A 19715-nucleotide genomic window follows, 5' to 3' on the forward strand; every position below is an offset into this window, starting at 1 on the left:
GAATGTTGCGGTCAGAGTGTCAGCGCTTCGGAGACCAGCGCCTCTTGTTCCACCTTGTGCCGGCTGGCCAGACCCGTGGCGGGCGAAGCCGAGGCGGACCGGCCGACATAGCGCGGGCGCGACTGGGTGGCGCCGATCTTGCTCAGCACCCATTCGATGTTGGGTTCGACAAAGGTCCAGTAACCCTGATTCTTCGGCTCTTCCTGACACCAGATGATTTCGGCCCCCTTGAAGCGTTCCAGTTCCTTGGACATGGATTGAACCGGGAAAGGGTAGAACTGTTCCAGCCGCAACAGGTAAATGTCATCGGCACCACGCTTGTCGCGTTCGGCCAGCAGGTCGTAGTAGACCTTGCCCGAGCACAGCACGACGCGCTTGATGTCGGCGTCGGGCTTCAGCACCAGGTCCGAATGGCCCTTTTGCGCATCATCCCAGAGCACGCGGTGGAAGTAGGACCCGGTGGTGAAATCGGCCGCATCCGACACCGCCATCGGGTGACGCAGCAGCGATTTCGGCGTCATCAGGATCAGCGGTTTGCGGAAACTGCGGTGGATCTGACGGCGCAGGATGTGGAAATAGTTCGCCGGGGTCGAGACGTTGGCAATGATCCAGTTGTCATTTGCCGACATTTGCAGGAACCGTTCGGGCCGGGCCGAGGAGTGTTCCGGCCCCTGACCTTCATAGCCATGCGGCAGCAGGCAGACGAGGCCCGACATGCGCAACCATTTGGATTCGCCCGAGTTGATGAACTGGTCGAACATGATCTGCGCGCCATTGGCGAAATCGCCGAACTGCGCTTCCCACAGGGTCAGCGCGTTGGGTTCAGACAGCGAATAGCCATATTCGAACCCGAGCACTGCATATTCCGACAGCATCGAGTCGATCACCTCATACCGCGCCTGGCCTGCGCGGATGTGGTTCAGCGGGTAGTAGCGTTCCTCGGTCGACTGATCGACGAGGCCCGAGTGGCGGTGGCTGAAGGTGCCGCGGGTACAATCCTGCCCGGACAGACGCACCGGGGTGCCTTCGGTCACAAGGCTGCCGAAGGCCAGCGCCTCAGCCGTGGCCCAGTCAAAGCCTTTGCCGTCGGCAAACATTTTGGCCTTGTTGTCCAGCAGGCGACCAACCGTTTTGTGTAGGTCGAAATTGTCCGGCGCGCGGCTGAGCGCCGCCCCGATGTCGGCCATGGTTTCCGGTTTGATCGCGGTCTCGCCGGCCTGATACTCATCGCGCTCACGTTCGAACCCCGACCAGCGGCCATCGAGCCAGTCGGCCTTGTTGGGCTTGAAGCTGCGGCCTGCGTCGAACTCCTCATTCAGGCGGGCCTGGAAGGCGGCCTTCATGTCTTCGATCTCGCCTTCCGGGATCAGCCCGTCCTTGACCAGACGCTCGGTATACAGCTGCAAAGTGGTCTTGTGCTTCTTGATCTCGGTATACATCGCCGGGTTGGTGAACATCGGCTCGTCGCCTTCGTTGTGACCAAAGCGGCGGTAGCAGAAGATGTCGAGCACCACATCCTTGTGGAACTTCTGGCGGAATTCGATGGCGACCTTGGCGGCATGCACCACAGCCTCGGGGTCATCGCCGTTTACGTGGAAGATCGGCGCTTCGACCATCAGGGCGATGTCGGTGGGGTAGGGGCTGCTGCGCGAGAACGATGGCGCGGTGGTGAAACCGATCTGGTTGTTCACCACGATATGGATGGTGCCGCCGGTGCGGTGGCCTTTCAGCCCCGACAGGCCGAAGCATTCGGCCACAACGCCTTGGCCCGCAAAGGCCGCGTCGCCGTGCAGCAGCACGGGCAGAACCTTGGTGCGGTCGGCGTCGCTCAGCTGGTCCTGCTTGGCGCGGACCTTGCCCAGCACCACCGGATTGACCGCCTCAAGGTGCGAGGGGTTCGCGGTCAGCGACAGGTGGACCTTGTTGCCGTCAAACTCGCGGTCAGACGAGGCACCAAGGTGGTACTTCACGTCGCCCGAACCATCGACATCTTCGGGCTTGTACGACCCGCCCTGAAATTCGTGGAAAATCGCGCGGTAGGGTTTGCCCATCACATTGGCCAGCACCGACAGACGGCCCCGGTGCGGCATGCCGATCACCACATCCTGCAGGCCCAGCTGGCCGCCACGCTTGATGATCGCCTCCATCGCCGGGATCAGCGCTTCGCCGCCATCAAGGCCGAACCGCTTGGTGCCCATGTATTTGACGTGCAGGAATTTCTCGAAACCCTCGGCCTCGACCAGCTTGTTCAGGATGGCGCGGCGGCCTTCGCGGGTGAACTGGATTTCCTTGCCGTAGCCTTCGATCCGTTCTTTCAGCCAGCTGGCTTGCTCCGGGTCGGAAATATGCATGTATTGCAGCGCGAAGGTGCCGCAATAGGTGCGTTTCACGAGTTCCATGATCTGCCGCATCGACGCGACCTGCAGGCCCAGCACATTGTCGATGAAGATCGGGCGGTCCATATCGGCTTCGGTAAAGCCGTAAGAGCGCGGGTCAAGCTCGGGGTGCGGGGTCTTGTCGCGCATGTTCAGCGGATCGACATCGGCGATCAGGTGGCCCCGGATGCGGTAGGCGCGGATGATCATCAGGGCGCGGATACTGTCCAAGACGGCGCGCTGCACCTGCGTGTCGGACAGCGACACGCCTTTTTCTTCGGCCTTGGCGGCGATTTTTGCCGCCGCCGCGCGGCCTTCCTTTGCCGGGGCTGCGACCGGCCATTCACCGGTCAGCGCGGCTGTCAGATCATCGACGGGCTGGGGCGGCCAGTCGGCGCGTGCCCAACTTGGGCCTGCAGCCGCTGCCTTGGCATCGGTTTCGCTTTCGCCAAGGTCGCGAAAAAATGCGGCCCATTGCGCATCTACCGACGCAGGGTCGTTGGCATGGCGGGCCTGCAACTGGTCGATGTAATCGGCATTGGCCCCGTCAAGGAAAGAGCCTGCGCGGAACTGGCTGTTGGGGGATTGCTCGGTCATGGGGTAACCTCATCTGGGTTGGGACCGTATCGGTTGGCAGAGCGGTCAGAGGGGACGAGACGCATCCCTGATATGGAGGCTGCGGCGCCGGATGAAACCGGCAGGTCGTTGAAAAACAACAGGCCCAACCGCAAAACGGTGCCCGGGAAGCGGGGGCTTCCGGTCACATCGGTGCGATTGGCCTGTGTCAGTCCCATTTCGGGCGCGTTCCTGTGTTGGGGGCTGCGGGACGACCCGCAGCCCCGGGTCTGTTATTTGCCGATGGCTTTCATCACGGCCTCGCCCAGCGTGGCCGGGCTGTCGGCCACGATGATGCCGGCGCTGCGCATGGCTTCGATCTTGGATTCCGCGTCGCCCTTGCCGCCCGCGACAATTGCCCCGGCATGGCCCATGCGACGGCCCGGAGGGGCGGTGCGCCCGGCGATGAAACCGGCGGTCGGCTTCCAGCGGCCACGCTTTTTCTCATCGGCCAGGAACTGTGCTGCCTCTTCTTCGGCCGAACCACCGATTTCGCCGATCATGATGATCGAGTGGGTTTCGGGATCGGCCAGGAACATTTCCAGCACGTCGAGGTGTTCGGTGCCCTTGATCGGGTCGCCGCCGATGCCGACGGCGGTGGACTGGCCAAGGCCGAGGTCGGAAGTCTGCTTCACAGCCTCATAGGTCAGGGTGCCCGAGCGCGAGACGACGCCGACGCTTCCGCGACGGTGGATGTGGCCCGGCATGATGCCGATCTTGCAGGCATCAGGCGTGATCACGCCGGGGCAGTTCGGCCCGATCAGCCGCGATTTCGACCCTTGCAGCGCACGTTTGACCTTCATCATGTCCAGCACCGGGATGCCTTCGGTGATGCAGATGATCAGCTCGATCTCGGCATCAATCGCCTCGAGGATCGAGTCGGCGGCAAAGGGTGGCGGCACATAGATCACAGAGGCGTTTGCTTCGGTCATGGCTTTCGCTTCATGCACCGAATTGAAGACCGGGAGGTTAAGGTGGCTGGTGCCGCCTTTGCCGGGGGTCACACCGCCGACCATCTTGGTGCCGTAAGCGATTGCCTGTTCGGAATGGAACGTGCCCTGGCTTCCGGTGAAGCCCTGGCAGATCACTTTGGTGTTTTCGTTGACGAGGATGGCCATGGTGGTCCTTCTTTTCTTAAACGCGGGAGCTGCTGAAGATCAGGCTGGTGCCATTGTCGACACAGCCCTGTTCGGTGGAGGCACCGACAACATGTCCAATCTCGTTGGACGGGTCTTCATAGCGCACGCAGGTTGCGGGTTGGCCCGACGGGCCGATGGGCCCAATTTCGACCTTGCGGACGTAGGTCGGATAGAGTTTCGGGATGAGGTCATCGAGAAGCTGCGAGGCGAGGGTCACGCCCAGGTGGGCGGATGTGACCCGGCAGTCTTCCGGCATCTCGCCGTAATACAGCTCCACCACCACGGAGTCCGCGGGGGCGGTGAAATAATGGGTGGTGTCGCTGTTGGTGCTGCTGCGCTCCACCCATTCGGAAAAGCCGGTGTCGCGGAAGGTCTGCGCCTTCGCGGTCATGTCGTTCGTCCGGGTCTCGCACAGCTGCACGGCCACGGCCATGTTGGCCCAAGCCGCCTCGGTCATGGTCTGGGCATGGGCAGGGGGGGCTGCAAGCAGAAGTAGAACCCCTGCGCAGATCTGCAGTTTTCGGGTCAAACGCATCTTTTCGCCCCCCCTGTCATGGCCCGGACCTGTCCTGCGCCCTCAGCCCTTGACCGCTTTCACGATCTTCTGGGCACCGTCTTTCAGGTCGTCCGCCGCGATGACGTTCAGGCCCGAGTTGCGGATGATGTCCTTGCCAAGCTCCACATTGGTGCCTTCCAGACGCACCACCAGCGGCACCTTCAGGCCAACCTCTTTCACCGCCGCGATCACGCCTTCGGCGATGATGTCGCAGCGCATGATGCCGCCGAAGATGTTGACGAGGATGCCTTTGACGTTCGGGTCAGAGGTGATAATCTTGAACGCCTCGGTCACCTTTTCCTTGGTGGCGCCGCCGCCGACATCAAGGAAGTTCGCGGGTTCGGCACCGTAGAGCTTGATAATGTCCATCGTGGCCATCGCGAGGCCCGCGCCGTTGACCATGCAGCCGATTTCACCATCCAGCGCGATGTAGTTCAGGTCGAACTTCGACGCGGCCAGTTCCTTGGGGTCTTCCTCGGACTCGTCGCGCAGGGCGGCGATGTCGGGGTGGCGGTACATGGCGTTGCCGTCGAAGGCCATCTTGGCATCCAAGAGCTTCATGTTGCCGTCTTTCATGACGACAAGCGGGTTGATTTCCAGCATGTCCATGTCCTTGTCGACGAACAGCCGGTACAGGTTCTTGACGATCTGGCCGCACTGCTTGATCTGGTTGCCGGTGAGGCCCAGGGCAAAGGCGACGCGGCGGCCGTGGTAATCGGAATAGCCGGCTGCGGGATCAACGGTGAAGGACAGGATCTTTTCTGGCGTATCATGCGCCACGTCTTCGATGCTCATCCCGCCTTCGGTCGAGCAGACGATGGAAATGCGGCTGGACTGACGGTCGATCAGCAGGGCAAGATACAGTTCGCGTTCGATGTCGGAACCGTCTTCGATGTAGATGCGGTTGACCTGCTTGCCTTCTTCGCCGGTCTGCACTGTCACAAGGGTGCGGCCCAGCATCTGGCGGGCGAATTCAGCGGCCTCTTCAACCGAGCGGGCCAGGCGGACGCCGCCCTTTTCACCGGCCTCGGCCTCTTTGAATGACCCTTTGCCGCGACCCCCTGCGTGGATCTGCGCCTTGACCACCCAGAGCGGGCCGTCCATTTCACTGGCAGCGGTCTTCGCCTCTTCGGCACGCAACACAATGCGCCCGTCTGAAACGGGAACCCCGTAGGCCCGCAGAAGGGACTTGGCCTGGTATTCGTGGATGTTCATGAGCAGCGTCCTCTGGGTCGTGAATTTTGACGCGTCATGCCACGAATGGGGGCGGTAACCAAACGCGTTTGTGTGTGTTAGCGCAAAATGTCGGTAAATTCCGGCATTTGTGATCACACTCTTCAACCGTGTGATCACAGAAATCCGGGCAGTGATCACGCAGCCTTGGTTTCCCCGGAATCACGGGCTTGCCGACCGGATCACGGGTGATTCGCGGCGTCGGAACCGGCTGGCGTTGCCCTGAAAAGCACCTGTCCTCTGGGCAGCATGAGGTCTGACTGTGTTGCCGTCCAACCCGTCTCGCGGCAGGTGCGGTCGATGTCGGTCTGGTAGAAATGATAGGGCGGGCGGTCAGGATGGGTGACCACGCCATCGGCCTGACGAAAGGGCCGGACCGGGCCTTCCGGTGCGAGGAACACGGTAAAGAAGAAGCACTGGACCGATGCCAGACGGGGGCGCAGATGCTTCAGAGCGGCAGTGAGCACCGGCAGCGGCAGGTGGGTGAAGACGCCGAAGGCGATGGCAAAATCAATGTCATCCGGCACGCCGGGCAGGGCGAAGGTGCTGTCCTCGATCAGGTGATCCTCGGGCAGACGCTCCGGCTCGGGCAGTTCCACCGCGCGGCCCCGCAGCATCAGCGCGCGGCTGGCATCGGTGGCCCAATAGTGGCCGGGATCAAGGAAGGGCACCGCCTTGCAGCCCAGCCGCAGGCTGCCGGCCCCGATGTCGAGCAGGCGGTGGTGCGGCTGCAGCCCCGCGCCTTGCAGGATCTGCATCTGGATGCGCCCGGTTTCGTCCCACCGCCCGCCGACGATGTCGCGGTGGCGGCCTTTGGCCAGAGCGGTATCGTAGAACCCGGGCTTGAGGTATGGGGAGACGGGGTGGGCCATGCCGCTCAGGCCTTGCGCGCGCGGGTCATGGCTTGGGGGCCGCCGCTTCCTGCACCAGCGCAAGCAGCAGGCCGGTCGCCTGCGCCATATCCTGCACCGAGACCCATTCCAGCGGGCCATGGATGTTCTGCATGCCGGTGAACAGGTTGGGGCAGGGCACGCCCATTTCAGTCAGCCGCGAGCCATCGGTGCCGCCGCGGATGGGCACCGACACCGATTCCACACCGATCCGCGCGCAGGCGCGGCGGGCGAGGTCGACCGGGGTCATGTCATTTTCCAGCCAGTAGCGCATGTTGCGGTACTGGGGGGTGATGGTGCAGGTGATCTCGGCGCGGGGGTCGGTGGCCTGCACGGCCTCGCAGACCCGGCGCAGGATCTCGCCCTTTTGCGCCAGCCCGTCGCGTTCAAAGTCGCGCAGGATGAAGTGCAGCGTCATTTCCGACGCGCCGCCGGTCATGTCGGTGGCGTGGATGAAGCCATCGCGGCCTGATGTGGTTTCAGGCGTCATCGTGGCTTGTGGCAGGGCGGTGATGATCTTGGACGCGAGGGTGATCGCGTTGACCAGCCTGCCGGTGGCGGCACCGGGGTGGATCGACACGCCCTTGACCGTGACGACCGCGCCATCGGCGGAGAAGCTTTCAAATTCCACCTCGCCCACCGCACCGCCGTCGAAGGTATAGGCGAAGTCGGCGGCCAGATCTGCGGGCAGGCGCGCGTCGACGCCGCGGCCGATTTCTTCATCAGGGGTGAAGGCGATGCGGATGGGGCCGTGGGGGATGTCGGGGTTTTCCAGCAGGTGCCGGGCGGCGGTCATGATGATGGCGACGCCGGCCTTGTCATCGGCGCCCAGCAGGGTGGTGCCCGAGGCGGTGATGATCGTGTGGCCCTGTTTGGTGGCGAGGTAGGGGAACTCGGACGGCGACAGGACGAGGCCGGGCGCGTCTGGAAAGGTGATGTCGCCGCCGTTGTAGCCGGGAATCGTGCGGGGTTTGACGCCGGTGGCGTTGAACTGCGGGGCGGTGTCGACGTGGGCGAGAAAGCCTATGGTGGGGCCTGCCACTGTTGCCGGGATGGTGGCCAGCACGGTGCCGTAGTCGGTCAGGGTAACCTCGGCCGCGCCGATGGCGGTCAACTCGTCGGCCAGCAGGCGCAGGATTTGCCACTGGATTTGAGTGGAGGGGCCGGTGGGGGAAGCGGCGTCGCTCTGGCTGTCGAGGGTGGCGTAGCGGGTCAGTCGGGTTTCCAGCTCGGCATCGAAAAGGGTCATCTTTGGCTTCCTTGGGGGTCTGGCGGAGTTGGCAAGACCTGCGGGGGGAAGTCAAGGGAGGGAAGGGTATCCACTGTGTTGCAAGGGGGTGGGGTCAGGGAAATCAGTGGGTTAGGGGGGGTGGGATTGAGGGGTTGGCAAGGGTCGAGACGCGTTGATCATAAAATCCTCAGGATAGTCTTTACTCGCTATTTCTGAAAAGGAGCACTTTGCTGAAATTTGCAGGAGCACTGATCGCCTGGCGATCGCCAACCACAGGCGTTCGATTATTTCCTCTGTTTACGCTCGGTTTTTCACCGCACAGGACCGCGCCCGACCTTGGGATGGCGCGCCGACGCTGGTTCCGGGCGGTTTTTGGTTCAGCACCTCCCCCCGGAGTTCTAGGCGCAGATGTTGCAAAGCGCCCTCCCGGGGGGGAGGTCCCCTCTCGGCGATTGTGAAGGACAATCGCATGGCGGGCGGCGGGGCGCGGCCCGGCGGCGCTTCGCGCTTTTAGTCCGGGCCAAATGAGATTTGGCTGGTGGGTTTGATTTATAGAAGAAAATGGAATGCATGAATGCAAAACGCGCGCCCCACTTGGGGACGCGCGTTTTTATCAGATTTTTTCAGTCGATCACGCCAGCGACGGATCAATCGCCTTGCAGGCCTCGACCAGACCTTTCACCGCGTCGACCGATTTGTCGAACATCGCTTGTTCGTCCTTGTTCAGCGTGATGTTGACCACACGCTCCACCCCGCCGGCACCGATGACGGTGGGGACGCCGACGTACATGCCGTTCAGGCCGAGCGCGCCGTCAACGTAGGCTGCGCAGGGCAGGAGGCGTTTCTGGTCTTTCAGGTAGGCTTCGGCCATTTCAATCGCCGAGGTGGCGGGCGCGTAGAAGGCGGAGCCGGTTTTCAGGAGGCCCACGATCTCGGCACCGCCATCGCGGGTGCGCTGCACGATGGCGTCGAGCTTTTCCTGCGTGGTCCAGCCCATCTGCACCAGATCCGGCAGCGGCACGCCGCCTACGGTGGAATAGCGGGTCAGCGGCACCATCGTGTCGCCGTGGCCGCCCAGCACGAAGGCGGTGACGTCGCGCATCGACACTTCGAATTCCACCGACAGGAAATGGCGGAAGCGGGCAGAGTCGAGCACGCCTGCCATGCCGACCACCTTGTGGTGCGGCAGGCCCGAAAACTCGCGCAAGGCCCAGACCATCGCGTCAAGCGGGTTGGTGATGCAGATCACGAAGGCGTCGGGGGCGTGCTGCTTGATGCCTTCGCCGACCGATTTCATCACCTTGAGGTTGATGCCCAGCAGGTCGTCGCGCGACATGCCCGGCTTGCGCGGCACGCCTGCGGTGACGATGCAGACATCGGCCCCGGCGATATCGGCGTAGGTGTTGGTGCCCTTCATCACGGCGTCAAAGCCTTCGGACGGGCCGGACTGCGCGATGTCGAGCGCTTTGCCCTGCGGGGTGCCTTCGGCGATGTCGAACACGGTGATGTCGCCGAGTTCCTTGATCGCGGCGAGGTGGGCGAGCGTGCCGCCGATCTGTCCGGCGCCGATGAGGGCGATCTTGGGTCGTGCCATGGGTATTCTCCCGTCTGGTGATGAGTCGCGCCATGGGGTAGCCCCTTGCGGCGAGTCTGGCAAGCGCTGCTTGGCGCTGATTGTATGCGATTGTGTGCCGTTTGGATGGCGAGACAGTGGTGTTTGCGCTAGCAGTTGGCGCAAAGGGGAGGCGTGCGTGGAAGGTTGGGCGTTCTGGGTGGCGGCGGTGACCGCCTCGATGCTGGTGGGGATGGGCAAGGGCGGCCTGCCTGCGGTGGGCATGCTGGGGGTGCCGGTGCTTGCGCTGGTGATTAACCCGGTGACGGCGGCGGGATTGCTGCTGCCGGTTTATGTGCTGTCGGACATGTTCGGGCTGTATGCCTATCGCCATGCCTTTGACCGCCGGGTGCTGGCAATTCTGGTGCCGGGCATGGTTGCCGGTGTGGTGTTTGGCTGGGCCACGGCCACGCTGGTGCCCACATGGGCGGTGACGGCGTTGGTGGGGGCGATCGGGGTGGTGTTCGCGCTGAACCTGCTGCTGCGGCGGCGCGGGCCGGTGCAGCCGCGCGCAGCCCGGGTGGGGCCGGGGCTGTTCTGGGGGGCGGTGACCGGGTTCACCAGCTTCGTCAGCCATTCGGGCGCGCCGCCCTATCAGGTGTACACCCTGCCTTTGGGGATGACGAAGGTGGTGTTTGCGGGTACGTCGACCATCGCCTTCGCGATCCTGAATGCGGTGAAGCTGGTGCCCTACTGGCATCTGGGGCAGCTGAGCCCGGCCAACCTGAAGGTGGCGGTGGTGCTGATGCCGGCGGCGGCATTGGCGGTGTATGCCGGGGTGAAACTGGTGAAATGGTTGCCGGAGGCCGCGTTTTTCCGCTTTGTCACCTGGGCGCTGCTGATCTTGTCGGTCAAGCTGGTGTGGGATGGGGTGTCGGGCGGGGTTGGCGCATAGGGGCGTGCGCATAAGAAAAGGGTGCCACGAGGGCACCCTTTTCCGGCCTTGAGGAAAGCCTTTCGAACGTCGACGTTATGCTTTGTCGACGGTCTTCTTTACTGCGGCCTTGGCATCGCCAAGAGCTTGCTGGGCTTCGCCCTTGCGCTCTTGTACGAAGCCTTCGCCTTGCAGTTTGGGGTTGTCGGTCGCTTTGCCGACGGCTTGTTTCACGTTGCCAGCGGCTTCGTTGGCCATGCCTTTAGCCTTGTCTGTCGTGCTGCTCATGGTTCATTCCCTCCATAAGTGTGACGTCGTATGAGTATCCAACGCGGGCTTTGGGCGGGTGGTTCCATGCGGTTGCAGAAATAATCGGATGGCGTCAGATCTTTTGCCCCTTGGCCGGCAATTCAGTGGTCGAGGCCTGGTAGCCCTGACCGGAGGCGACAAGGCACATGCGGCCGTCGGGCAGGGTTACGGTGATGGTCCAGCTGCCAGAGCTGGGGGAGGCATACACCTCCATCACGCTGTTGTTGTTGGCCATGCCCATGCCATGCAGGGTTTCGCCGTATTTTTCCGTCAGTTGACCAAGCACCAGGGCGCGGGTGCCGCATTGCGGGGCAGCGTGCGTCTGGCTGGCGGCGAGGAGGAGCCCGGCGGCGCCGAGCGAGAATGCGAGAAACGTCTGGGTCATGGCGTGCCTTTCCGGTGGGGGTTGCATTTTGGCGGGTCGGGAACTTGCCAGAAAGGCTGCGCCCGGAGTGCGTAGAATTGATTAACGGCGCGCGCTGCAGCCGTGCGGATGCTGCGATGCGGCAAATTTATGCTTGCGATTTGTGACGAAGTCGGAGCTTCTGGCGCAAGATTATTGCTTGAGGTCGAATCAATGCCGAAGCCCGCCCGCCCCTTCCGCTCTGTCTTGTATATCCCCGGCTCGAAAGAGCGGGCGCTGGAAAAGGCGCAAGGGCTGGCTGCAGATGCGATCATCTTTGATCTGGAAGATGCGGTGGCGCCTGAGGAAAAGGCGCGCGCGCGCGCGGTGCTGGCGCAGGCCTTGCGGGCTGATTATGGGCCAAGGGCGCGGATCGTGCGGATCAACGGGTTTGATACCGGCTGGGGCCGCGAGGATGCGGCAGTGTTTGCGGGCCATCCGGGGGTGGATGCGGTGCTGATCCCCAAGGTCAGCACACGCGCCGATCTGGATGCGGTGGCGGAGATTGTGCCGGGAAAGCCGCTGTGGGCGATGATGGAAACCGCGCTGGGGATGCTGAATGCGGCAGCGATTGCGGCGCATCCGGCGTTGCAGGGCATGGTGATGGGCACCAATGATCTGGCGCGTGAGCTGGGTGCGCGCACGCGTGCCGACCGGCTGCCGATGATGGCGGGGCTGGGGCTGTGCCTCCTCGCCGCCAAGGCGCATGACCGGGTGATTGTGGATGGCGTCTATAACGCCTTCAAGGATGATGACGGGTTGCGGGCGGAATGCGAACAGGGCCGCGATATGGGTTTTGACGGCAAGACGCTGATCCACCCGTTGCAACTGGAGATCGCCAACGCCGCCTTTGCGCCGAGTGAGGCCGAGCTTGATCTTGCCCGCCGCCAGATTGCGGCCTTTGACGCGGCGCTGGCAGAAGGGCAGGCGGTGGCGGTGGTGGATGGCAGGATCGTGGAGAACCTGCACATTGTGACCGCCAAGGCCACACTGGCGCGGGCAGATGCGATTGCGGGTCTCGTCGTTTGAGGCCATGGTACGGCCAGGCAACCGGAGGTGACCCATGACAATCCTTATCCTTGGTGTGGCGCTCTGGTGGGGCGCGCATTTCTTCAAACGGCTGGCCCCCGAAGCACGCGCCCGTATGGGCGAGGCGGGCAAGGGTGCGGTGGCCGTTGCCTTGGTGATCAGTGTCGCGCTGATGTACTGGGGGTATGGTCTGGCCGAGGGGCCGGTCTGGTGGGGGCGGTCGGCTGCACTGGTGGGCATCAACAACCTGTTGATGGTGCTGGCGATCTATTTCTACGCGGTGTCGGGGTCGAAAACCTGGCTGGCGCGCAAGGTGCGGCACCCGCAGCTGACCGGGTTCAAGCTGTGGGCCGTGGCGCATTTGCTGGTGAACGGCGATCTGCGCAGCTTTGTGCTGTTTGGCGGCTTGCTGGCCTGGGCGGTTGTGTCGGTGATCGTGATCAACCGGGCGCAACCGGAATGGGTGCCGCCCGCGCCGCGCCCGGTGGTCAAGGAATTCGTGGCGATCGGGGCGACGGTTGTGGTGACGCTGGTGGTGATGCTGATCCACAACTGGCTGGGTGTGCAGCCCTGGGGCTGAGGGGGGCAAGGCAATGAAACTGTACCGGTTTTTGACGGATGATGACACGTCGGTGTTCTGCCACAAGGTGACGGCGGCGCTGAACAAAGGTTGGGTGCTGCATGGCGCGCCGACCTATGCCTTTGACGCCGCGCGCGGCGTGATGCGCTGCGGGCAGGCGGTGGTGAAGGAGTCGCTGGGGGAATACACGCCCGAGACGAAGCTGGGCGATCATTAGCCTGCGTCTGCGCCAACGGGACCCATCGAACCGGGGGGCGAGCCCCGCCGCCGCCGGCTTTTCGGACCGGTGGCTTATCCGGTGGCGGCCCCCCGCGATATGTTTGAACAGATGAAGGAGATGGCCGTGAAAACCAACCCGGGGCGCTTTTTCGAGGATTACCGGCTGGGTGAAACCATTGCCCATGCGGTGCCGCGCACCCTGTCGGGCGGCGAGCGGGCGGTGTATCACGCGCTCTATCCGGCGCGGCATGCGGTTTATTCGTCGGATCAGTTTGCGCAAGGCTGCGGGCTGCCCGCGTCGCCCATGGATGATCTGGCGGCGTTCCATACGGTGTTCGGCAAGACCGTGCCCGATATCAGCCTGAACGCGATTGCCAATCTGGGCTATGCCGAGGGGCGCTGGCTGCAGCCGGTGTATCCGGGCGATACCCTGCGGGCGCAGAGCACGGTGATCGGGCTGAAGGAAAACTCCAGCGGGACATCGGGCGTGGTCTGGGTGCGCACGCGCGGCTTCAATCAAGATGACGCGCCGGTGCTGGACTATGTACGCTGGGTGATGGTGCGCAAAGGCCGGCTGGACGCGCCCGCGCCGACGGCGGTGGTGCCGCAGCTGGCGCCGGTGGTGGTACCAGAGGATCTGGTGCTGCCAAAGGGGCTGGATTTCACCCGCTATGATTTCGCACTGGCCGGCGAGCGGCACCGTTGGGGCGATTACACGGTGGGCGAGCAGATCGACCATGTGGACGGCGTGACGGTGGAAGAGGCCGAGCATATGCTGGCCACGCGGCTGTGGCAGAACACCGCCAAGGTGCATTTCGATGCGACGGTGCGGACCGATGGCAAGCGGCTGATCTATGGCGGGCATATCATCAGTCTGGCGCGGGCGCTGTCGTTCAACGGGTTGGCCAATGCGCAGATGATCGTGGCGCTGAATGCAGGTGCCCATGCCAACCCTTGTTTTGCAGGCGATACGGTGCGGGCCTGGTCCGAGGTATTGGACCGCGCGGAAACCAGCGCCCCCGGCGTGGGCGCGGTGCGGTTGCGGCTGGTGGCGACGCGCGGGGCGGCCTTTGACCTGCGCGGTGCGGATGGCAAGTATATGCCCGAGGTGCTGCTGGATCTGGACTATTGGGCGCTGATGCCGCGGTAGGGGCGTGTTGTGATCACAGCTGGAAAATTCGTGATCACAAAGCCGGAATATTTCCGATGTTATCGCTAAAATGCTGCGGATGCGGCATTGCAAGACGTGACAGGCCGGAAAAAAGCGCTATTCAGTAAGTGATCAACCGAAGCGCGCCCCGGACCGGACCAGTTGACGGACCCGGGACCAGCCAGCGACGAAGGAAACCGAGATGGCGAACGTCAAGCAGGCCAAGCGGCCGCTTTCCCCGCATTTGCAGATTTACCGGCCGCAACTGACCTCTATCACCTCGATCCTGACGCGGATCACCGGAAACGCGCTGATTGTGGGCACGATGCTGGCGGTGTGGTGGCTGTTGGCGGCGGCAACCTCTGCAGACATGTTTGCAACGGCAGATGCGGTGGCGACCAGCTGGTTCGGGGATCTGGTGTTTACCGGATCGCTCTGGGCGGTGTGGTATCACTATCTGGCGGGTCTGCGGCATCTGTATTTCGATGCGGGCAAGGGCCTGGACATACCGACAGCGGAAAAGCTGGGCTGGGGTGTCATCGGTGGGTCGGTCGTGCTGACCGTGATCACAATTATACTGGTTCAGTAAGGGGCGAAGCAGATGCGGTATTTGACCGATCGTAAGCGGGCCGTTGGCAAGGGGGCTTCGGGCACCGGGACCGAGCATCATTGGGCGATGCAGGTGTCGGCGGTGGGGCTGGCGCTGCTGATGCCGGTCTGGCTGTATGTGTTCGGCTCGGCGCTTGGCGGCACGCAGGCAGAGGTGGTGGCCACCTTCTCGCGCCCGTTCCCGGCGATCCTGACGGCGCTGTTGCTGGTGGCGGGGATGAAGCACTTTGCCAGTGGCGCGCAGATGATGATTGAAGATTACGCCCAGGGGACTGCGCGGAAAGTGGCGGTCATTCTGGTGACCTGTCTGGCGTGGGTCGTGGCGGCGACGGGGCTGTTTGCCCTGGCGCGCATGGCGTTGTGAAGGAAAGAACATGACGGCTTATCCTTATGAAGTGCACGACTATGATGTGGTTGTGGTGGGCGCGGGTGGTGCTGGCTTGCGCGCCACGCTGGGCATGGCAGAGCAGGGGCTGCGTACGGCCTGCGTGACCAAGGTGTTCCCGACCCGCAGCCACACGGTCGCCGCACAGGGCGGCATCGCCGCGTCTTTGGGCAATATGGGCCCGGACAGTTGGCAATGGCACATGTACGATACCGTCAAGGGTTCGGACTGGCTGGGCGATACCGATGCGATGGAATATCTGGCGCGCGAAGCCCCCAAGGCCGTGTACGAGCTTGAACATTACGGCGTGCCGTTTTCGCGCACCGAAGAGGGCAAGATCTATCAGCGCCCGTTCGGCGGCCATACGACCGAGTATGGCGAAGGCCCGCCGGTGCAGCGCACCTGTGCGGCGGCTGACCGCACGGGGCATGCGATCCTGCACACGCTGTATGGGCAATCGCTCAAGAACAATGCGGAATTCTATATCGAATATTTCGCGCTGGACCTGATCATCACCGATGGTCGCTGCACCGGCGTGGTGGCGTGGAAGCTGGATGACGGCACCATGCATGTGTTCAACGCCAAGATGGTGGTGCTGGCCACGGGTGGCTACGGCCGGGCGTATTTTTCTGCGACGAGCGCACACACTTGCACCGGTGACGGTGGTGGCATGGTGGCGCGGGCGGGTCTGCCGCTGCAGGATATGGAATTCGTGCAGTTCCACCCGACCGGCATCTATGGCTCCGGCTGTCTGATCACCGAAGGTGCCCGCGGCGAGGGCGGGTATCTGACCAATTCCGAAGGCGAGCGATTCATGGAACGCTATGCCCCGCATTACAAGGATCTGGCACCGCGCGATTACGTGTCGCGCTGCATGACGCTGGAGATTCGCGAAGGCCGGGGCGTGGGGGCGAATGGCGACCATATCAGCCTGCACCTGAACCACCTGCCGAAGGAAACGCTGGATCTGCGCCTGCCGGGGATTTCCGAAAGCGCGCGCATCTTTGCCGGCGTTGACCTGACCAAGGAACCGATCCCGGTGCTGCCGACCGTGCACTACAACATGGGCGGCATCCCGACGAATTACTGGGGTGAGGTGCTGAACCCCACTGCGGATAACCCCGATGCGATCTTCCCCGGCCTGATGGCCGTGGGCGAGGCGGGCTGTGCAAGCGTTCATGGCGCGAACCGGCTGGGGTCGAACAGCCTGATCGACCTTGTGGTGTTTGGCCGCGCGGCGGCCATCCGTGCCGGCAAGGTGGTGGACCCGGAGGCGGCGACACCGGCGACCAACGTGGCCGAAGTGGACCGGGCGCTGTCGCGCTTTGACGGGTTGCGCCACGCGAACGGCGCGATCGGCACGGCCGAACTGCGGCTGGACATGCAAAAGACCATGCAGGCCGATGCAGCGGTGTTCCGCACCGACAAGACCCTTGCGGAAGGCGAGCGCAAGATGACCGAAATCGCCGGTCGTGTGGCGGATCTGAAGGTCACCGACCGCAGCCTGATCTGGAACAGCGACCTGATGGAGACGCTGGAACTGACCAACCTGATGCCGAATGCGCTGGCCACCATCTATGGCGCGCATGCCCGGACCGAAAGCCGCGGCGCCCATGCGCATGAGGATTATCCGACGCGCGATGATGCCAACTGGCGCAAGCACAGCCTTGCGCATGTCGATGGCGCATCGGTGAGGATGAGCTATCGGGCCGTGCACACCGACCCGCTGACGACGGAAGCCGAAGGCGGCATCAGCCTCAAGAAAATCGCCCCGGCAGAGCGGAAGTTCTGATGCACCAGCGCCCGGCACATCGGCCCGTTTCCGCCGCTGCACGCAAATGTGCGGCGCCGGGGGCTGGCGTGGCGGGGCCCTTGCGTCATCCTGTGCGCGGAAACGTGCAAAGGGTGGTGCAGATGCGTTGGATTGTATTGTCGTCTTTGATGCTGCTGGCAGCCTGCGATCCGCAGCAGGTGGCCGATCAGGCCGGGCGGCGCCTTGCCGCCACGGTGGTGTTGCCGGTGGTGCAGCTGGACATGCCGACACCGCTGGCGCAGCGGGCCACCGATTGCATCGTGCGCAATGCAACGGCGGCAGAGGTGCAGGCCCTGGCGCGGGATGTGGCGGTGGTGGCGGGGTCGTCGACCAAGGCCACGATCCGCGGCATCGCCTTGCGCCCCGAGGCCGGTGCCTGTTTTGCCGCCAACGGCGTGCCACAGGTGCGGACATGAGGCGCGTGCTGGTTATGGGGCTGCCGCTCATGCTGCTGGCCTGTGGGCCAGTCCCTTTGCCGCAGGCCGAGCGGGAGTGTCTTCAGCGCGCCCGGCTGGCGCAACAGCCGCGTGGTGAGGTTGCGGCGGGTGTCGGCACTGGCGGGAGGGCCGTCGGGCGCATCAAGCTGGAGGTCACGTCCGATTTTATCATGGGGCGTGATCCGTCTGCGGTTTACGACTCTTGCGTCTATCAGAAATCCGGGCAGGCCCCCAGCCGCCCGCTCTATTCATTTCCCGAATGGAAGGGATAAACCATGGTTCAATTCACGCTTCCCAAAAACAGCACCATCCGCACCGGCAAGACCTGGCCGAAGCCGGAGGGCAAGAATGTGCGGAAATTCCAGATTTACCGCTGGAACCCGGATGACGGGAAAAACCCGCAGGTCGACACCTATTTCGTCGATATGGACAGCTGCGGCCCGATGATTCTGGACGCGCTGATCAAGATCAAGACCGAGATTGACCCAACGCTGACCTTCCGCCGGTCGTGCCGTGAGGGGATCTGCGGATCTTGCGCGATGAACATCGATGGCATCAACACCCTCGCCTGCATCTATGGCCTGGACGAGGTGAAGGGCGATGTGAAGATCTATCCGTTGCCGCATCTGCCGGTGATCAAGGATCTGATCCCCGATCTGACGCATTTCTATGCCCAGCATGCCAGCATCATGCCCTGGCTGGAAACCAAGACCAACCGGCCCGCGAAAGAGTGGCGCCAGTCGATCGAAGACCGCGAAAAGCTGGACGGTTTGTACGAATGCGTGATGTGCGCGTCGTGCAGCACGTCTTGCCCATCGTATTGGTGGAACGGCGACAAGTATCTGGGGCCTGCGGCCTTGCTGCACGCCTATCGCTGGATCATCGACAGCCGGGATGAGGCGACGGGCGAGCGTCTGGATGATCTGGAAGATCCGTTCAAGCTGTACCGGTGCCACACCATCATGAACTGCGCCAAGACCTGCCCCAAGGGGCTGAACCCGGCCAAGGCGATTGCCGAGATCAAGAAGATGATGGTCGAACGGGTGGTGTGACCCACGCTGATTGCAAAACGGCCCCGGTAGATCCGGGGCCGTTTTGCATTTCGGTGACCATGCGGTGGAAAGTGGTATCCGGTCCATCGGGCGGGGAGAGGCGCACCACAGACGTGGCCCCAAGCGCCGAAAGGGCGCTGGCCTGTGCGAGAGAGATGTGGGCATCTGGCATGATCGCCGACCGGCCACCACTGTCACCTGCCGACGGCGTGGTGCGGGTGGCGAGCGCCTCTGCGGTGCGGGCATAATGCAGCAGCTTTTCCAGCCCTTTTGCAGCCTGGGACTGTTCAACCGCGATACTTTTGGCGTCTGGCGGAACCTTGGCCGCCGCGACCTGTGTTTGCAACAGCATGACAGCCGAACGCATGGAAATTGTGGGAGGGGGCAATGAAATTTTTGGCAGCATGGTCCTTTCCTTTCCACTCAGCGCTGCGGGCAAGATACCAAATGCTGCAGGCAAGATATGAAGGATCCGTAAACGGCGTCGGCCCGGGTGCCTTCGCTCTGGTTCTCGCACAATCATCCGGCTAGCATCCGTGCAAAGATACAAGGAACGCTCCATGCCGCTGTTACAACTTGTCTATGCCTCGCGGCCCTTTGGCTTTGACCAGCCGACGCTGACCGCCATTCTGTTCGATGCCCGGCGCTGCAACACGCGCGATGACATTACCGGCGCGCTGATCTGCCGGGACGATGTGTTCTTGCAATTGCTCGAAGGTCCGGCTCCGTTGGTCGAGGCGGCCTATGCGCGCATCCGCAAGGATGACCGGCATCTTGAGGTGCGCGAATTGCTGTGCCGGGTGATCGCGGATGATCAGCGCATGTTCGCAGGCTGGGCGATGAAGGACGACCCGGCGACCAGCCTGATCTGGTCGCGCGAAGAGGTCGCGGATGGGGTGCCCGAGCGCGCGGATGAGGCAGCGGTGCTGGCGGTGTTTGCGCAACTGGTGGGTTGAGGCGTGCCGCTGCTGCTGCTGATCCTGCTGCTGTCGGTTCTGGCCTACATGTGGATCACAAGGCGCACCTCGACGCTGACGCGTGCCTGCAGGTGGCGGCAGGAACAATCGGCGGGCCAGTGGCGTTGTGTTGCCTGTGGGGCTGTGGTGCCGGGTGCAGTGGAGCCACGCGATTGCCTGCGGCCAAAGGCATAGACGCCACCGTGCCCGGCTTCGTGCAAGGTCTTGTGCGTCAGCGCAGGGCCAGA

General features: G+C 63.3%; 23 protein-coding genes. 13 read left to right on the forward strand and 10 right to left on the reverse strand.

Annotated features, from left to right (window positions below; all coding sequences use genetic code 11):
* Positions 1–11: 11 nt before the first annotated feature.
* The 7 genes from EEB11_RS08765 to mdh form a co-directional block, all read right to left on the reverse strand.
* Positions 12–2972: a 2-oxoglutarate dehydrogenase E1 component gene (locus EEB11_RS08765; RefSeq protein ID WP_135430353.1), complete on the reverse strand. Its 2961-nt coding sequence runs from the start codon at positions 2970–2972 to the stop codon at positions 12–14.
* A gap of 251 nt (positions 2973–3223) precedes the next feature.
* On the reverse strand, positions 3224–4108 hold the full coding sequence (gene sucD, locus EEB11_RS08770; RefSeq protein ID WP_135430355.1) for a succinate--CoA ligase subunit alpha: 885 nt from the start codon (positions 4106–4108) through the stop codon (positions 3224–3226).
* 16 nt (positions 4109–4124) lie between these two features.
* Positions 4125–4664: a hypothetical protein gene (locus tag EEB11_RS08775; RefSeq protein ID WP_135430357.1), complete on the reverse strand. Its 540-nt coding sequence runs from the start codon at positions 4662–4664 to the stop codon at positions 4125–4127.
* Positions 4665–4706: 42 nt separating this feature from the next.
* Positions 4707–5900 (reverse strand): ADP-forming succinate--CoA ligase subunit beta, encoded by a 1194-nt coding sequence (sucC, locus tag EEB11_RS08780; protein WP_135430359.1) that lies wholly within the window; start codon positions 5898–5900, stop codon positions 4707–4709.
* A 200-nt stretch (positions 5901–6100) separates the two neighbouring features.
* Positions 6101–6790, reverse strand: coding sequence for a class I SAM-dependent methyltransferase (locus EEB11_RS08785; protein WP_135430361.1), 690 nt, complete (start codon positions 6788–6790; stop codon positions 6101–6103).
* A 25-nt stretch (positions 6791–6815) separates the two neighbouring features.
* Entirely contained in the window at positions 6816–8057 is a 1242-nt protein-coding gene (pepT, locus tag EEB11_RS08790) for a peptidase T (RefSeq protein ID WP_135430363.1), read from the reverse strand.
* A gap of 613 nt (positions 8058–8670) precedes the next feature.
* A complete protein-coding gene (mdh, locus tag EEB11_RS08795) occupies positions 8671–9633 on the reverse strand; it encodes a malate dehydrogenase (RefSeq protein WP_135430365.1) in 963 nt (320 codons plus the stop codon).
* A gap of 157 nt (positions 9634–9790) precedes the next feature.
* On the opposite strand from mdh, the gene EEB11_RS08800 reads away from it, so the two are divergent.
* Positions 9791–10546 carry a sulfite exporter TauE/SafE family protein gene (locus tag EEB11_RS08800; protein ID WP_135430367.1) on the forward strand — a complete coding sequence of 252 codons (756 nt, stop codon included), beginning with the start codon at positions 9791–9793 and terminating at the stop codon, positions 10544–10546.
* A gap of 75 nt (positions 10547–10621) precedes the next feature.
* On the opposite strand, the gene EEB11_RS08805 is transcribed toward EEB11_RS08800, so the two are convergent.
* The gene (locus tag EEB11_RS08805; RefSeq protein WP_135430369.1) at positions 10622–10813 is read right to left on the reverse strand and encodes a CsbD family protein; all 192 of its coding nucleotides are present in this window, start codon (positions 10811–10813) and stop codon (positions 10622–10624) included.
* Positions 10814–10907: 94 nt separating this feature from the next.
* Complete coding sequence (locus tag EEB11_RS08810; protein ID WP_135430371.1) at positions 10908–11219, reverse strand: hypothetical protein; 312 nt, start codon at positions 11217–11219, stop codon at positions 10908–10910.
* A 192-nt stretch (positions 11220–11411) separates the two neighbouring features.
* Here EEB11_RS08810 and EEB11_RS08815 point away from each other — a divergent pair, with 192 nt between their 5' ends.
* From EEB11_RS08815 to EEB11_RS08860, 10 genes are all read left to right on the forward strand, one after another.
* Positions 11412–12266: an HpcH/HpaI aldolase/citrate lyase family protein gene (locus tag EEB11_RS08815; protein WP_135430373.1), complete on the forward strand. Its 855-nt coding sequence runs from the start codon at positions 11412–11414 to the stop codon at positions 12264–12266.
* Positions 12267–12300: 34 nt separating this feature from the next.
* On the forward strand, positions 12301–12846 hold the full coding sequence (locus EEB11_RS08820; RefSeq protein WP_135430375.1) for an NnrU family protein: 546 nt from the start codon (positions 12301–12303) through the stop codon (positions 12844–12846).
* Between the two features lie 13 nt (positions 12847–12859).
* Positions 12860–13063, forward strand: a complete 204-nt coding sequence (locus tag EEB11_RS08825) for a DUF1737 domain-containing protein (protein ID WP_135430377.1) — start codon at positions 12860–12862, stop codon at positions 13061–13063.
* A gap of 99 nt (positions 13064–13162) precedes the next feature.
* Positions 13163–14215, forward strand: a complete 1053-nt coding sequence (locus EEB11_RS08830; protein ID WP_354002092.1) for a MaoC family dehydratase — start codon at positions 13163–13165, stop codon at positions 14213–14215.
* Between the two features lie 202 nt (positions 14216–14417).
* The gene (gene sdhC / locus EEB11_RS08835) at positions 14418–14804 is read left to right on the forward strand and encodes a succinate dehydrogenase, cytochrome b556 subunit (protein WP_135430381.1); all 387 of its coding nucleotides are present in this window, start codon (positions 14418–14420) and stop codon (positions 14802–14804) included.
* Between the two features lie 12 nt (positions 14805–14816).
* Positions 14817–15188 (forward strand): succinate dehydrogenase, hydrophobic membrane anchor protein, encoded by a 372-nt coding sequence (sdhD, locus tag EEB11_RS08840; RefSeq protein WP_135430384.1) that lies wholly within the window; start codon positions 14817–14819, stop codon positions 15186–15188.
* A 10-nt stretch (positions 15189–15198) separates the two neighbouring features.
* On the forward strand, positions 15199–17001 hold the full coding sequence (gene sdhA, locus EEB11_RS08845; RefSeq protein WP_135430386.1) for a succinate dehydrogenase flavoprotein subunit: 1803 nt from the start codon (positions 15199–15201) through the stop codon (positions 16999–17001).
* A 122-nt stretch (positions 17002–17123) separates the two neighbouring features.
* Positions 17124–17438, forward strand: coding sequence for a hypothetical protein (locus tag EEB11_RS08850; protein WP_135430388.1), 315 nt, complete (start codon positions 17124–17126; stop codon positions 17436–17438).
* Positions 17435–17731 (forward strand): hypothetical protein, encoded by a 297-nt coding sequence (locus tag EEB11_RS08855; RefSeq protein ID WP_135430390.1) that lies wholly within the window; start codon positions 17435–17437, stop codon positions 17729–17731. The genes EEB11_RS08850 and EEB11_RS08855 overlap by 4 nt, the downstream gene beginning before the upstream one ends.
* Positions 17732–17734: 3 nt before the next feature.
* On the forward strand, positions 17735–18511 hold the full coding sequence (locus EEB11_RS08860) for a succinate dehydrogenase iron-sulfur subunit (RefSeq protein ID WP_135430392.1): 777 nt from the start codon (positions 17735–17737) through the stop codon (positions 18509–18511).
* On the opposite strand, the gene EEB11_RS08865 is transcribed toward EEB11_RS08860, so the two are convergent.
* On the reverse strand, positions 18480–18950 hold the full coding sequence (locus tag EEB11_RS08865; protein ID WP_135430394.1) for a hypothetical protein: 471 nt from the start codon (positions 18948–18950) through the stop codon (positions 18480–18482). The genes EEB11_RS08860 and EEB11_RS08865 overlap by 32 nt on opposite strands.
* 121 nt (positions 18951–19071) lie before the next feature.
* On the opposite strand from EEB11_RS08865, the gene EEB11_RS08870 reads away from it, so the two are divergent.
* Together EEB11_RS08870 and EEB11_RS08875 are read left to right on the forward strand one after the other, a co-directional pair.
* Entirely contained in the window at positions 19072–19467 is a 396-nt protein-coding gene (locus tag EEB11_RS08870; protein WP_135430396.1) for a BLUF domain-containing protein, read from the forward strand.
* Positions 19468–19470: 3 nt separating this feature from the next.
* Entirely contained in the window at positions 19471–19662 is a 192-nt protein-coding gene (locus tag EEB11_RS08875; RefSeq protein WP_135430398.1) for a hypothetical protein, read from the forward strand.
* Positions 19663–19715: the final 53 nt, after the last annotated feature.

This window comes from Pseudotabrizicola sediminis (assembly GCF_004745575.1).
In the GTDB taxonomy this organism is placed as follows: Bacteria; Pseudomonadota; Alphaproteobacteria; order Rhodobacterales; family Rhodobacteraceae; genus Pseudotabrizicola; species Pseudotabrizicola sediminis.